The sequence below is a fragment of the Fibrobacter sp. UWT3 genome (assembly GCF_900230125.1).
In the GTDB taxonomy this organism is placed as follows: Bacteria; Fibrobacterota; Fibrobacteria; order Fibrobacterales; family Fibrobacteraceae; genus Fibrobacter.
Map to the genome: position 1 here is coordinate 680,265 of NZ_OCSS01000002.1, position 13,953 is coordinate 694,217.

The following is a 13,953-nucleotide window of genomic DNA, read 5'->3' on the forward strand; positions in this document are numbered from 1 at the left end:
AATTGTGACCAATTGCAAAAATAAAAGGTATATTCCTTATGCATTGTTGAATATTTTACCTTGCTTTTGAGGAACGATATGAAAAAGCTTTTCGCTATGACGCTTGCTTTGATGGTTGCGGCCGCCTTTGCTGCCCCCAATAAGGTCAAATCCAAGCTGGGTGATGTTGAACTCACTAAGGAAAAGGGTGGTGGAAGCGTGGTCTGCACCGCCGGGTTCAACGACGAACTTACGATCGTCAAGGATGGTGACACCGATGTGCTGGTCAAGGGTAGCTGCGGCCAGGGCTGGGTCCCCAAGTCCAAGGTCGAATACGTTGCCGCTCTCGCTGGTGACAAGTCCATGAAACTCGATGGCGTGGACGTGGTTGGCTGGCTCGATAACCCGAGCGCCGTGTTCGTGTTGGAAAACGACGACATGGACTTCGACGGTGTGAACATCGACCGTGACTTCAAGGAATACCTGCAGCACACGATGGACCGCGAAACCATGGAAATGCACAACAACGAAAACTAATCGTTGTCGCGTTTCGAACCGTTTTACGCCCCGCCTAGAGCGGGGCATTTTTTTTTACCCTCCCTAGTCTCATACAGCGCCGAAAGGCGCACATGCACATAATTGCTATTGCCTTAAGTAAGTATTTGAGATTAGGCAAATATGTGCGTGTCGGGAGGGTCTTAGGGAGGGCGAGTCGTGTGTGGCCCTCCCTAGTCTCTTATAAATTATCGTCGATCCAGCGGGTCCTTTCCCGCACCCACGATTTCAGGTCTTCGACCGCTTCGGCGTAATTTGAGTATGCCTTGGTGTGGGTGAACTCGTTCACGTTGCCGAGCACGTCGGGCCATCCGCGGTAGTTGTTCTCTGCCGCCTTCGCGATGGCTTGCGCGAAGGCGTCGATGGAATCGGGGAGTGCTTCGAATATGGCCCTATTCCTTTTCCAGAAGAGCTCTGATGCTTCCTTCACGTTGGGCATTTTGAGCATGCGCCTGTACCAGGAGTAGTCGCGTATGTACCAGCCGTCGGTGCCTTGCAGTTCGGCGGTGGCGCCGAACGCCGCGTCGAAATCCCATACCGGCCCCATGCGGATGACGCTCCCCGCGACCCATGTGAAAAACACGCTTGTGAGCGGGATGGCGTCGGGGTTCTTCGTGAATTCCTGTACCCAGTAGTGCTTGATGAAGGCGTCGACATCGAACCAGTTGTCTGGCACGCTGTCGAGCGCGAGCGAGTAGTCCTGGTGGATATACTCGAGGTAGCCTTCCAGGCTGTCGAGGTGGAGCCTGAGCCGGTCCATCGTTTCTTCGGTCGGGTCCTTCGGGGCGTGTATCCGGAACGCCATTTCGCGCTCGTTGATGACTACGGATTCGTCGTCTCGGTACTTGCGGTCCACTTCGACTAGGTACGAATCCTGGTTGTCGGGTATGTTCACGCGGTTCTTGCCCACCTTGATGGTTTCGCATAGCTGGTACACGCCGCGGTAGTTGCCGTTCAAGAAAAGTTCCACGAAACGGGAACGCGGGCTGTAGGCCATCCCCAGCCACTCCGAAAGCTTGAATGCGGTATAGTTCTTGACGAGGGTCTTGTCGCCGTAGTTCGCGAGGAGTGCCCAGTCCCTGTTTTCGGGCATGTCCAGGAGTGTTACTTTGTCTGTGAACGTGACCTTGAAACTGCGCTTGGGCATGGCAAGCGAGGTGTTGCCCCTTATGCGGATCATGAGCGGCATGGTGTCTGTAATGGCGGCGCCCCCCTCGGTAATTACGGCGTAGGCAGGGACGTCGGTTGTGTCGTCATCGGGCCTCTCCGGCGAGAGTGTTGCGATAAGCATCCTCGGGATTCCTGCATCGGGGTAGTAAGTCCGGTCGTTCTTGGTCGGGGCAAGCCTTTCGTATGCCATCAGGATCGAGAGAGAATCAATGGATTTGTCGAGGGTGTCGTCAATGGCGTTGGCGGTGTCGCTTGCTGTAGAATCCTGTGCAGTTGTTTCCTCATCCCACGGCGAGGAAATTTCCCTGTCGGAGCCGCTGTTGGAGCATGCCCAGCAGAATAGGGAGGCCATTATGGAAAGCAACGCCTTGCGCATATACTAATTATATACAATTCAGGCTCTTTCGGACCGTTTTTTTTCGGAAAAAATCGGAAACGTTTACCCATGTAACCGGCAAAGCCTTTTCCGCGGTTTTTGTCACGTGAAATATTGTCCCGAAAAATATAGATTTACACTTATTGCGGGAATGGCTCTTGAACCAGTTTTGGATAGCGCCTGCAGAAGGATGTGTATGAAGAAGATTGCGCTTTTGATGGCTGCCCTTTTGGCGGCGAGTGCGTTTGGCCGTATCGGGCCTGTGAGCCAGTATGGCCAGCTCCAGGCAGGCAAGGTTGGCAATGGCCCGGGCCGGATTTACGGTTCCTGCAAGGGCGTTACCAGCGGTAACGAGGTCGCGGTACAGGGCATGAGCCTCTTCTGGAGTATTGCTGCCGGTAGCGAAGGGGCTGATTATTGGAAGGCCCAATATGTGGACGGCTTAGTGGAAAAACACAGGATTCAGTTGATTCGTGCTCCGATGGGAGTCGACGAAGCGTTCTCTGCCAATGCTGGTTATTATTTCAATAAAAAAGAGTATTATCAGAACATGATGAATGAGGTAGTCCAGGCTGCCATCGATAACGACATCTATGTAATTATTGACTATCACAGTCACTGCGCGGAAACGAATACGAGTGGTGCTGCGGAGTTCTTTGAATACATGGCAAAGACATGGGGAAAGCATGACAATGTGATTTTTGAAATCTACAATGAACCGAAATTCGGAAATTGCAAGGACGATACCTGGCAAGATTTGAATGGTGCCAGAACCTATTGGACGAATGGTATTGCGCCCTATGCAAGGACCATTCTCCAGACAATCCGCAAATATTCGGACAACCTGGTCTTGGTGGGGACTCCGTATTTTGACCAGTATACGAATGCTGCCCTTGCGGCTCCGTTGAGCGATAGCAATGTCGCCTACACGTTCCATTATTATGCGGGGGACGACCAGTACGCCCATTCTATTGATAATCAGGGCGCAAATGCTGTTGCTGCCATGAACGGAGGACTTTCTGTTTTTGTGTCCGAATGGGGAAATTCCGCGCCCAGCGGTAATGGTGGCTTTAATGCTTCCAGTAGTGAAAAATGGTATAAATGGATGAAGAATAATAATCTTTCCGGAGCGAATTGGGCTGTGTCTGCAAAGAATGAGACTGCGTCGTATTTTACTACTTCTGGAGCGTGGAACTATTCTGAAAGTGGCCAGTGGGTGAACGATTCTGTTTTTGCTTTCCTCCCCAAGTCCTATACCGCCTGTTCTACGTCTCCGACCTCCAGCAGTTCCATTGCTAGTTCTTCTAGCTCGCTGCCTGCTGGCTACACCGACTACATCGACGACTTGGAAGACGGTGACGGCTTCGCCTATACTGGCGGCGAATGGTACGCCTATACCGACAAGGGCGACAAGGGTGCATCTACGATTTCCAATGGCCCAGGCAGGAACGATGGCTACAATGTTGTCGTTTCGGGCTCCACGGCGGGCAATTCCTCCAAGTATGTGGCTGGCGTGACTGGCGTGAAACTTTCTCAGGGTGCAAATCCGTACGATCCGTATGTGGCTCTCGGCGTTGCGTTGAACGAGGCGCAGACTGCCTACGACCTTTCTGCCTGTAATGAAATCAGTTACAAGTACAAGGGTGCTGCGCACAACTTCAAGGCCGAAGATACCAGCGTTACGGATTACGGCTACCACCAGATAACAAAGGCCGCATCGTCTTCTTGGACGTCGGTAACGGTTCCCTGGAACATGCTGTCGCAGGAGGCTTGGGCTAAGCCTGTGACGCTTTCCAAGAAGCGTGTCGCCAAGTTCACTTGGGAAATCAAGGGAACTCAGCCTGCGTACAACTACCTCTATATCGATGATGTGCGCTGCTCCGGTTTGGCGTTCAAGCCCGTGCCGTCTCCGGCATCGAGCAGTTCCTCCGTGAAGAGCAGTTCGAGTGTTGCGTCTTCTTCGAGCATGGTTTCGAGTTCATCGCAATCTTCGAGTTCTTCCAAGGTCCAGACTGTGTTCCAACTTACGAGCGGAAATGCTGACCAGACAGTGACTGCGGGGAATGCCATCAAGTCCATTGTCTATAGCATCAAGAATGTGACGAAGGTGAGTGTGAGCGGCCTTCCTGCCGGATTGATGGGCGCGATAAACAAGAGCAACACGACCTTCATGATATCGGGAACTGTAGCCGATAGTTTGACGGATAACGAATATGCATACACGATTGCCGTAACGGGAGTTGATTCGAATACAACTGCCACAGGCAAGATTACCGTGAAGCACAAGCCGGTGACGACGGTGTTCGAACTCATCAGCGGGAATCCTACGCAGACGGTGACTGCTGGCGACGAGATATCTCCGATTGTTTACCGGTACGAAAAAATCTCGTCTATTCGAGCGAACGTCATTTCGGGCTTGGATGCGGTAAAGGATGAGTCCGCGAAGACATACACAATTTCTGGCCGCATTCCGGAAAATACCGCTCCGGGTGAATATGGAATTCAGTTGGGCGTGCTTGGACCGGACACAAACTTCACCGTGAGTTCGGTAATCAATGTCAAGCGCAAGCCGGTTGTGACGACGATTGAACTTGTTAGCGGGAATGCGGAACAGACGGTAACTGCGGGCAACGCCATCGAGCCGATTGTCTACAGGTACGAGAATATGAGGCAGATTACCTTGTCTGGAATACCTGCAGGCCTGAATGGAACGAAGGACGACAATGCGAAGACTTATACGATTTCGGGTATTGTTGCCGATAGCCTGACTGACTACGTGTATGACTACACGATTGCGGTGACTGGTATAGACAACAATACTTCTGCAACGGGCAAGATTACGGTACGTCATTCCTCGAGTAGCGTTGCTTCGTCTAGCAGTGTACTGGAGTCTTCGTCCAGCGAGGAATCTTCTTCTAGCATGCCGGAATCGTCCTCTTCCTCTGTCGTTCCCGCTTCGAGTAGTGATATTTTGTCGTCTTCTAGTATGGAAGAATCCTCTTCGAGCGAAATTATTATCGTGGAATCGTCCTCTAGCCAAGTTATTATCGTGGAGTCTTCTTCAGGTGAATCGTCTTCTAGTAGTGAAGTTGTGATTGTAGAATCTTCTTCAAGTGCTCTGCCGGAATCGAGCAGTAGTGAACCGCCTTCTAGCAGCAGCGAAAGCACGCAGGTTGTTGTTTCGGGAAGCCTGGAGCAGACGGTTGCTCGCGGCGAAGCATTCGAAACTATCACGTTCAGCAACGTGCAGACATTCAATCGCGATACATGGAATATTTGGTTCTTTGATTTCAAGAAGTCTGGTGATGTGGTGACTGTCGAAGGTTCTGTGCATGAGGGCTTCCCGGTAGGTAAGGCTGTAGAAACCGTGACGGTTAACGGGCAGAAGTATGAGATTACGTTTGTCGTGACCGCTCCTGAAAGCAGTTCCTCCGTGGCGAGCAGCTCAAGCTCCGCGCCTTCTTCCTCCAGTGAAGTGCCGGTGTCTTCTTCTGGCGAGGCTTCGTCCTCCAGTGTCGAACCCGAGTCTTCCTCGAGTGCTGAGTCGGAAAGTTCTTCCAGCGAGTCTCCGACGCTCGCGATGTCGCGCGTATCAAGCCCGCTTTCGATGGTTGTCGCGGGCCGTACGCTCCATGTCTCGGGCACAAACGACATGTCGGTAGAAGTCTTCGACATGCAGGGCCGCCCGCTCATGGCGATTGCTCATGTGAAGGGCTCCGTGAATCTCGAAAGCCTGCACCAGGGTAACGTGGTGGTTCGCCTCCGTGCGGGCTCCAACACGCTGGTTCGCCGCATTGTGGTGAAGTAATCAAGAGTAATCTTGCACCGATAGGTGACCGCGCGAATAATCCGCGTAGTAGGGAAGGCAAAGCCTTCCCTTGTTTTTACACCTTCTTATAAAATGCGTAAATTTGCATATTTGCATAGATTTCCTATAGAATTTTTCTATATTTGTCGCCATGAAGTTTTCTAAAGGCGTCCAGGACGGCCTTCCGATAGGCCTCGGGTACTTCGCGGTGTCGTTCTCGTTCGGCATCGCAGGCTCCAAGCTGCTTTCCTGGCCGCTGGTCACGTTCATCTCGATGACGAACCTCACCTCGGCGGGCCAGTTTGCGGGTCTCCAGATTATGGCCGATGCCGCGGGCACTTTTATCGAGATGGCGATTGCGACTTTCTTTATAAACCTGCGTTACAGCCTGATGGCGATTTCCCTCTCGCAGAAGGTTGCGCCGAATTTCGGGACGTTCAAGCGCCTGCTGCTTGCAACGGGCATTACGGACGAAATCTACGCGCTTGCGGTAAGCCAGGCGGAACCAGTGACCGCACGGTACTTCGCAGGTCTAATGGTGCTCCCCTACATCGGGTGGTCCTCGGGTACGCTCTGCGGGGCGGTTTGCGGTGAAATCCTCCCTGCGGTAGTGACGAACGCCCTCGGGGTGGCGCTGTACGGCATGTTTGTCGCCATCGTAGTCCCGCAGATGAAGGCGCATCGCCCCACGCTTATCGCCGTCCTGATTGCAATTGCCTGCAGTTGCGCGTTCAGGTACGTGCCTGCGCTCAGTGGCGTGACTGTCGGGTTTGCGATTATCATCTGTGCGCTGGTCGCCTCGCTCCTCGGTGCAGCCATCTTCCCGGTAAAGGACGATGAAGATGATACGCCCGATGGCCAGGCCGGCGGGCAACCTGCCGGCATGCAACCTTCCGGCGCGCAACCCGCGGGGGAATGCAGACAAAGTAAGGAGGGCACATGAACCTGAGGGATTACTGCTTCTTCCTGCTCGTGATGGCGGGTGTCACCTACCTGCTGCGTGCGGTGCCTTTCGTCCTTTTGAAGGGCAAGATCAAGAGCCGCTTCTGGCGTTCCTTCCTCGCGTACGTTCCCTACACGGTTCTCGCCGCGATGACGGTGCCTGCCATCTTCTATTCCACGAACAGCGTGCTTTCGGGAGCGTGCGCGCTCGTTGCCGCGGTCATCGCGTCGCTCCTCGGGCGCGGCCTCGTGGGGGTTGCCGTTGTCGCCTGCGTTACGGTGCTCGGTGTCGACGGCATCATGCTTTTGCTATAAACTATAAACGACAAACGAATTGCAAATAAAAAAAGCGCCCCGTGCAGAGCGCTCTAATACCCATGTCCGGAATCGAACCGGAATAACCTCCTTCGGAGGGAGGGACACTATCCATTGTGATACACGGGCCCGGCCAATGATGCGCCGCTTGCGCGTCGCTTCATCCGGTTTTGTGCCTGCAAATATAGTAAAAGCGCGTCGTCATGGCGGACCTGCTCCGCCATCTCACTGTATGGACTAATCGACTATCTTGACAATCAGCTCGTGCGGTTCTGCGTCTACCACCAGCGCGTCGTGGAATTCGCCCACGTCGGCGTCGCCTTCCAGCACCTTCACGATATCGTCGTTCTCCATCGAGTTGCCTTCGGTGCGCCCGTAAAAATGGTATTCGCTTTCTTCCGCCACCTGGTCAATGATGATGCGAACCTTTTTCCCGATCATTGATTCGGCGTGTTCCGCGTCGATTTCTTCCTGTAGGTCGGTCACGGCATCGAGCCTTGCGCGCGCCTCGCTCTCGTCTACCGCGGGCAGGTTCATCTCCATCACGGGCGTGCCTTCTTCGGGGCTGAACACGAATCCGCCCAGGTGGTCGAACTGGATGTCTTCCAGCAGTTCCATCAGCTCTTCAAAGTCCTCGTGCGTCTCGCCGGGGAACCCGACAAGTACGGTCGTGCGGAGCGTGACTCCCGGAATGCGCTCGCGAATCTTGTGCAAAATATCGACGAGTTCCTTTTTGCGGTAGTTCCTCTTCATGTTCTTGAGCACGTTGTCGCTGGCGTGCTGGATAGGCATGTCCACGTACTTCACGAGGCGCGGTTCGTTTGCCATCAGGTCTAAAAGTTCGTCGTCCACGAACATCGGGTACCAGTACAGCGTGCGAATCCACGGGATGTTCGTGTTGTCGAGAATCGCGCGGAGCAGGCCGGCCAAGGTGCCGCCCTTCTTGCCCTTCTCGCGCCCGAAGTATGTCGTGTCTTGCGCGATGAGGGTAATCTCCTGCACGCCCTGTTTTACAAGTTCCTTGGCTTCTTCGACAATGTCTTCGATGCTGCGCGACACCTGCTTGCCGCGGATGAGCGGGATGGCGCAGTAGGCGCACCGCCTGTTGCAGCCTTCCGCAATTTTCAAATAGGCGTGGTGCTTGAACCCGCCGAGGTTCATGCGCGGGAGGTTCTCTGCATCGCAACTTTGCGGGGCGACAATTCCCATCTTCTTCAGGAGTTCGCCCGGCTTGTACGTGCCTACCCAGTAGTCCACCTCGGGCAGTTCCTTCACGAGTTCCTCGCCGTAACGGCCCGAGAGGCAGCCCGATACAATCAGTTTCTGCTTGGGCTTCTTTCCGTTAATTTGTGCGAGAATCGCGTTGATGGATTCTTCCTTCGCAGCCTCGATGAACCCGCACGTGTTCACCAGGATGTAGTCCGCCTTGGCAGCGCTGTCGCAGGTGGCAAAGCCCGCGTGCAGCATCTCGCCGACGAGGTTTTCCGCGTCGACCTGGTTCTTGGCGCATCCTAAATGGACAACGAAAACTTTGGGTTTCTTTGTAGGCATGTTTGCAAATTTAGAAAATAGAATTTGCTTTGCAATGATTTTTTAGGGTATGAAATTCATGCGGGAGGGGCCCCAGCTCGGAGTGGACGCCTATGGCGTCCATGGCTGCGCTCGGTCATAGCGGCAATAAATTGCCGCTGCGACGCTCGCTTGCACACTACTGCGAAGGCCGCACGGGCCCCTCCCTGCACCCTCCCCATCCTGGCGCAAGCGCCAACCTTACGGCTCAGCCATGGCCATACAAGTATGGCCGCGGCACTCGCCTTGATCGGTTGTGGCCGACGCCTTCCATATATTAAACTGCATCGTTTATTTCAAATTTAAGACTGTGGATTCTGGAATAAGAACGTTTATTTGGGTGGTGAAACTGTTTATCTCAAAAGAAAAAAAGAACTCCGATTGGAGTTCTTTTTTTGAATGGTTTTTCGAACCGCTTATTCCCAGTCGTCCACGAAGTCTTCTGCAGGCGGGGCAGGGGGTGCCGCAGGTGCAGGAGCGGGCGCCGGAGCAGGTGCCGGTTCGGGTGCGGGAGCAGGCGCAGGTGCGGGTTCCGGTGCGGGAGCGGGTGCCGGTTCAGGCTCGGGTGCGGGCGCAGGTGCCGGTGCAGGCGCGGGTTCAGGTTCCGGAGCAGGAGCAGGCGCGGGTGCCGGTTCGGGTTCAGGGGCCGGGGCCGGTTCGGGCTGGTTGTCCTGCGGAGGAGCGTAGTACGAACTGGATTCGCCTCCGTTGTCGGAATCTCCGGCCGGGTTGCCGACCTCGTCGTTTCTGCTGTTGTCAACCCACCACTGGAAGTTCAGTGCGCTAAGCACCTGCTTGCCGTATTCCTGGGCATTCGCGAAGGTCGCGAAGTAGCCGATACGCACGCGGTAGTAGGTACCCTCGAGTTCGCCCGGGTTTTCCACCTCGGCGACGTAGGCCTCGATTTTCTGTTCTGCAAGTTTCTTCACGATGGCGTCGGCACCCTTCTTAGAGGGCTGGATGCTCACCTGGATAACAAACTGGCCGTCTTCCTGGGGCTGGATGTTGCCGGTAACTGCCGGGGCTTCCTTGGCGGGTTCGGCCTTCTCGTCCTTCTGGGCGTTGCCCTGGGAAAGGGACTGGATCGGCACGAGTTCCGGTTCATCGGCGGGTGCCGGAGCCGCTTCGGTCTTGGTGACTGCGGGTGCCGGTTCCTTTTTCTGCATGTCGGGGACTATTTCCTCTTTTTCGCCACATCCGCAAAGGAGGGCGCCTGCGAGGGATACGACGCATAAGCTAGACGACCATGTCTTTTTCATTAAATACTCCGGAAAATGAATGGCATGCCTGTTAGGCAACACTAAAAATATATATAAGTCTTTGATGTTCCGCAAGTTATAATTAAAAAAATGCCCATTTTTTGTCCAAAAAACGCCTGATGTGCCCCCACCCTTGACGAAATCGGCAGAGTTAAATATATTTGGGCTCTCAAACTGAATTTTTAACCAAAGGATAATCGTGATCGGCGTTATTGTTAAGTCCAACGAACCTTTCGAACGCGCTCTCAAGCGTTTCACCAAGTCTTGCGAAAAGAACGGCATCATTTCCGATGTCAAGAAGCGCCAGCGCTTCGAAAAGCCCTCCGAAGAAAAGAAGCGCATCGAAACTGCGGCCCGTCGCAAGCGTCTCAAAGAGATTGCTGACCAGAACCGCAAGCGTCTCTACTAATAACAATTAGTATATTGCGTAAAGGTGAGTCGCCGATCCATGATCGGTGGCTCGTTGCGTGTTTTATAACAAAAGCGGTGAGACCGCAAAGGATTCACTATGGCAAGCGAACTTCTTGCAAAAATCAAAGACGATATCAAGACAGCCATGAAGGCGCACGACGCCGAGACTCTCGGAACGCTCCGCACCCTCCATTCCGACATCAAGAACGAGGCCATGAAGGCTGGCGCCACTCCGGCCCAGATCGAGGAGACTATCACCGACGCGATGTGCGTGGACGTGCTCGCCCGTAGCGTGAAGCAGAAGCAGGAAGCCATCGACATCCTCAAGAAGGGCGGTTTCATGGACAAGATTCCGGCCGAGGAATCCTGCATTGCGCTCTACCGCAAGTACATGCCCGCCGAAATGACCGAGGACGAAGTCAAGGCCCTCATCGCCGAAATCAAGGCCGCGACCGGCGCCGCAAGCCCGAAGGACATGGGCAAGATCATGAAGGAACTCTCCCCGAAGGTCAAGGGCCGCTTCGACGCCAAGCGCGCATCCGCCTTGGTTCAGGAAGCGTTGAAATAGAAGGAAGTGTCATCCTGAGCTATACGAAACTAAGAACTTTAGTTCTAAAGTTGAGTTATCCTCTTTGTGGAGGAGAGGCGTAGCCTCGAAGTCGATATACAAGACTTGGGGCTTTAGCCCCATAGTCGCGTTAGGTTCGAAGGAGCAGGATCTAGTCCCTCATTGTTATGCCCGGCCTGACCGGCAATTTTTCATCCCCGCGCAAGCGGGGATTTTTTGTTAATTCTTTTATCCCTTCTTCCCGCTGATTTCGTTCTTGAGCCCGATGAATTCATAGACGTACGGGCTCTTCACGACATCTTGGAGTTTCAGCGGATGGCCTGATTGCGCAATGCGGGACTGGACGATTGCACTCATTTTTGCGGGATCCTTGCTCAGGGCCGTGCGTTCGAAGTAGTTCGAGTCAATTTGGCGTTTGAGTTCGCGGAAAGACCAAACGCCTTTGATAGATTCCAGTTCGTAAAAGACCCTGCCCAACGGATTTTCGACACCCATAATGAGCAAGAAGTGCGAATACGAGAGATGATTAAAGAGTTTTTCAGACGGAATTTCAAGTTTTTCAGATTGGGCAAACGGTGTTTGCCCAATTTGGCAAACAGTGTTTGCCAAATCTGTTTCCGACGGTGGCAAAACGTCCAATTTTGCCCCTAAATCAGCCGTCAATGCCCTGGTTGCCCCGAATTCTGCAGCAGTAAATTCCAGAACGGGGCGTGTCGCGCCTGCAAAGAGGACGGCGTCAAGCAGAGAGTTGAACTACCCGCCCGGAACGAATGCGCTGTCAGCGGGATTGACTGCTATTACTGAATTGTAATATATAAAAACGCGTGACAAAAAACAAGAGGAAGGTTATCTTTACTCCCGTGTCCACATTCACCAAGTACATCCAGAACGAGGAGCATTACTCCGAGGTCATCGCACGGATTGCGAAGGTCCGCGAGACGTTGTGGATTGGCACTGCCGACATCAAGGATGTCTACGTGAAGCAGGATGGCGAATCGATGCCCTTGCTCGGGCAACTGGCCGCACTCCTGAAGCGTGGCGTTGGCGTGCGGCTTATTCACGCGAAGGAACCTGGCCCGAACTTCCGCGAGGACTTCGACCGCTTTAAGATTTTGGCGACCGACCTTGAGCGCGTCATGTGCCCGCGGGTGCATTTCAAGATGATGATTTTTGACTTGGAAACCGCCTACATCGGTTCCGCGAACTTGACGGGTGCGGGCATCGGCATGAAGAGCAGCTTGCGCCGCAACTTTGAGGCGGGTATTCTCACCAACGACCCCGAGCTTGTACAGCCCGCTATCGAACAGTTCGACACGCTCTGGATGGGCTCGCACTGCAAAAATTGTGGTCGCCAGGAATTCTGCGGCGACCGGATTAAGTAAATTTCATATATGCCCACGTCGCAATCCAAAATTCAGGAACTGGAACTGCTCTACAAGATCAGTTCCATTCTGAACCAGACGCTCGATTTCGAGAGCGTCGCGCACCCGATTCTGGAAGTGGTGGAATCGACGATGGGCGTGGAGCATGCGACGCTTACGCTTTACAACCGCCACACCGGCGAAATATCCATCGAAATTGCGGAAGGCTTGAGCAGCTGCCAGGCGCGCAAGGGCCGCTACAAGGTGGGCGAGGGCATTACCGGTCGCGTCGTGGAAACGGGCAAGCCGATTATCATTCCCTCGGTCGCAAAAGACCCGGACTTCCTCGACCGTACGGGGCGCGGCAAGACGGAGGACAAGGCGTTCCTCTGCGTGCCTGTCATCATGGAGCATCAGGTGATTGGCGCCTTCAGTGCCGACGTCCAGAATCCGGTAGAAGATGAACTTCCCGAAAAACTTCGCCTGCTGGAAATCATCGCGCAGATGCTTGCTGCGGCAGTGAAGCTCCGTCGCGAAGCCCGCGAAGAAAATGAACTTCTGAAGGCCGAAAACGAACGCTTGACATTGGAACTCAAGGACCGTTTCCAGCCCGACAACATTATCGGGCGTTCCAGCGAGATGCAGCGAGTGTACGCGCAGATTGACCAGGTTTCAAAGAGCCCCCTACCCGCGCTCATCGTGGGTGAGGTCGGCACGGGCAAGGGGCTTGTAGCCGAAGCTATCCATTACCGTTCCGACCGCAACATGGGCCCGTTTGTCCGCGTCCATTGCGCCTCCATGCCGGAATCGGTACTTGACCGCGAACTTTTCGGCAGCGTGCGCGGTGCCCTCGTGGGTGTGTTCGCCGAGACGCCCGGCCGCGTAGAACAGGCCGAAGGTGGCACGCTGTTCCTGGACGAAGTGGGCGAGCTTTCGCCAAACCTTCAGGTAAAGCTATTGCGCCTGTTGCAGAATGGCGAGGTGGAACGCATTGGCGCCCGCATTCCCAAGAAGGTGAACGTGCGCGTGATTGCGGCCACCACCAAGAACCTGCAGCAGATGGTCGAAGAAGGAACCTTCCGTGAAGACCTCTATTACCAGCTGCACATTTTCCCGATTTACGTGCCGCCGCTCAGGAACCGCAAGACAGACATCGTGCTCCTGGCGGACCACTTTGTGGAGCATTACTGTCGCATCGTAGGCAAGAACGTGCGCCGCCTTGCCCGCACCACCATCAACATGCTCATGAGTTACCCGTGGCCCGGAAACGTGCGCGAACTTGAAAATGGAATCGAGCGCGCCGTCCTCGTTGCTGACGAAGACGTCATCTACCCGCACCATTTCCCGACCACGCTGCAGACCGCCGAAACCAGCGGCACTCCCGTGAACGGAAACCTGAAACTCATGGTGGAAGCTTACGAGAAGGATATCATCTGCGATGCCCTCAAGAGTAGCAAGGGAAAAGTCGCCGCTGCTGCGCGCAGTCTTTCCACGACTCCGCGTATTTTAACGTATAAAATCAACCAACTTGGCATAGACCTCGCCAGTTTCGGTAAATAAACTGACTGCAGTCAACTCTCGATAGCCGACTAATTCTATATTTATCCCGTATGATTATCCATTCCTTCTACATGGGCTTT

General features: G+C 54.1%; 12 protein-coding genes, 1 tRNA gene and 1 pseudogene. 8 read left to right on the forward strand and 6 right to left on the reverse strand.

What is annotated here, in order from left to right; genetic code table 11:
- Positions 1-78: 78 nt before the first annotated feature.
- Positions 79-516: a hypothetical protein gene (locus tag CRO08_RS10610; RefSeq protein ID WP_097036171.1), complete on the forward strand. Its 438-nt coding sequence runs from the start codon at positions 79-81 to the stop codon at positions 514-516.
- A 199-nt stretch (positions 517-715) separates the two neighbouring features.
- On the opposite strand, the gene CRO08_RS10615 is transcribed toward CRO08_RS10610, so the two are convergent.
- The gene (locus tag CRO08_RS10615; protein ID WP_097036172.1) at positions 716-2,080 is read right to left on the reverse strand and encodes a CotH kinase family protein; all 1,365 of its coding nucleotides are present in this window, start codon (positions 2,078-2,080) and stop codon (positions 716-718) included.
- Positions 2,081-2,276: 196 nt separating this feature from the next.
- Between CRO08_RS10615 and CRO08_RS10620 the strand changes: the two genes are divergently transcribed.
- The 3 genes from CRO08_RS10620 to CRO08_RS10630 all read left to right on the forward strand — a co-directional run bounded on the left by CRO08_RS10620 (position 2,277) and on the right by CRO08_RS10630 (position 7,145).
- Complete coding sequence (locus tag CRO08_RS10620) at positions 2,277-5,888, forward strand: cellulase family glycosylhydrolase (protein ID WP_176495127.1); 3,612 nt, start codon at positions 2,277-2,279, stop codon at positions 5,886-5,888.
- A 151-nt stretch (positions 5,889-6,039) separates the two neighbouring features.
- Positions 6,040-6,831 carry an AzlC family ABC transporter permease gene (locus tag CRO08_RS10625; RefSeq protein ID WP_097036174.1) on the forward strand — a complete coding sequence of 264 codons (792 nt, stop codon included), beginning with the start codon at positions 6,040-6,042 and terminating at the stop codon, positions 6,829-6,831.
- Positions 6,828-7,145, forward strand: coding sequence for an AzlD domain-containing protein (locus CRO08_RS10630; protein ID WP_072807790.1), 318 nt, complete (start codon positions 6,828-6,830; stop codon positions 7,143-7,145). The genes CRO08_RS10625 and CRO08_RS10630 overlap by 4 nt, the downstream gene beginning before the upstream one ends.
- Positions 7,146-7,202: 57 nt before the next feature.
- Here the strand turns inward: CRO08_RS10630 and CRO08_RS10635 are convergent.
- The 3 genes from CRO08_RS10635 to CRO08_RS17165 all read right to left on the reverse strand — a co-directional run bounded on the left by CRO08_RS10635 (position 7,203) and on the right by CRO08_RS17165 (position 9,973).
- A tRNA-Arg gene (locus CRO08_RS10635) sits at positions 7,203-7,274 on the reverse strand.
- A 108-nt stretch (positions 7,275-7,382) separates the two neighbouring features.
- Positions 7,383-8,696, reverse strand: coding sequence for a 30S ribosomal protein S12 methylthiotransferase RimO (rimO, locus tag CRO08_RS10640; protein ID WP_097036175.1), 1,314 nt, complete (start codon positions 8,694-8,696; stop codon positions 7,383-7,385).
- A 434-nt stretch (positions 8,697-9,130) separates the two neighbouring features.
- Positions 9,131-9,973, reverse strand: a complete 843-nt coding sequence (locus CRO08_RS17165; RefSeq protein WP_217990586.1) for an SPOR domain-containing protein — start codon at positions 9,971-9,973, stop codon at positions 9,131-9,133.
- Between the two features lie 199 nt (positions 9,974-10,172).
- On the opposite strand from CRO08_RS17165, the gene rpsU reads away from it, so the two are divergent.
- Both rpsU and CRO08_RS10660 read left to right on the forward strand, forming a co-directional pair.
- Positions 10,173-10,382, forward strand: coding sequence for a 30S ribosomal protein S21 (gene rpsU / locus CRO08_RS10655; protein ID WP_014546541.1), 210 nt, complete (start codon positions 10,173-10,175; stop codon positions 10,380-10,382).
- Between the two features lie 99 nt (positions 10,383-10,481).
- Entirely contained in the window at positions 10,482-10,952 is a 471-nt protein-coding gene (locus CRO08_RS10660) for a GatB/YqeY domain-containing protein (protein ID WP_072807791.1), read from the forward strand.
- A 228-nt stretch (positions 10,953-11,180) separates the two neighbouring features.
- On the opposite strand, the gene CRO08_RS17375 is transcribed toward CRO08_RS10660, so the two are convergent.
- Positions 11,181-11,309: a hypothetical protein gene (locus CRO08_RS17375; RefSeq protein ID WP_255252328.1), complete on the reverse strand. Its 129-nt coding sequence runs from the start codon at positions 11,307-11,309 to the stop codon at positions 11,181-11,183.
- Between the two features lie 39 nt (positions 11,310-11,348).
- Positions 11,349-11,615: pseudogene (locus tag CRO08_RS17625) on the reverse strand (DUF1016 N-terminal domain-containing protein); the annotation flags it as partial.
- Positions 11,616-11,776: 161 nt separating this feature from the next.
- Here CRO08_RS17625 and CRO08_RS10670 point away from each other — a divergent pair.
- Together CRO08_RS10670 and CRO08_RS10675 are read left to right on the forward strand one after the other, a co-directional pair.
- Complete coding sequence (locus tag CRO08_RS10670) at positions 11,777-12,334, forward strand: phospholipase D family protein (protein WP_255252329.1); 558 nt, start codon at positions 11,777-11,779, stop codon at positions 12,332-12,334.
- Between the two features lie 9 nt (positions 12,335-12,343).
- A complete protein-coding gene (locus tag CRO08_RS10675) occupies positions 12,344-13,873 on the forward strand; it encodes a sigma-54-dependent Fis family transcriptional regulator (protein ID WP_097036177.1) in 1,530 nt (509 codons plus the stop codon).
- Positions 13,874-13,953 lie beyond the last annotated feature (80 nt).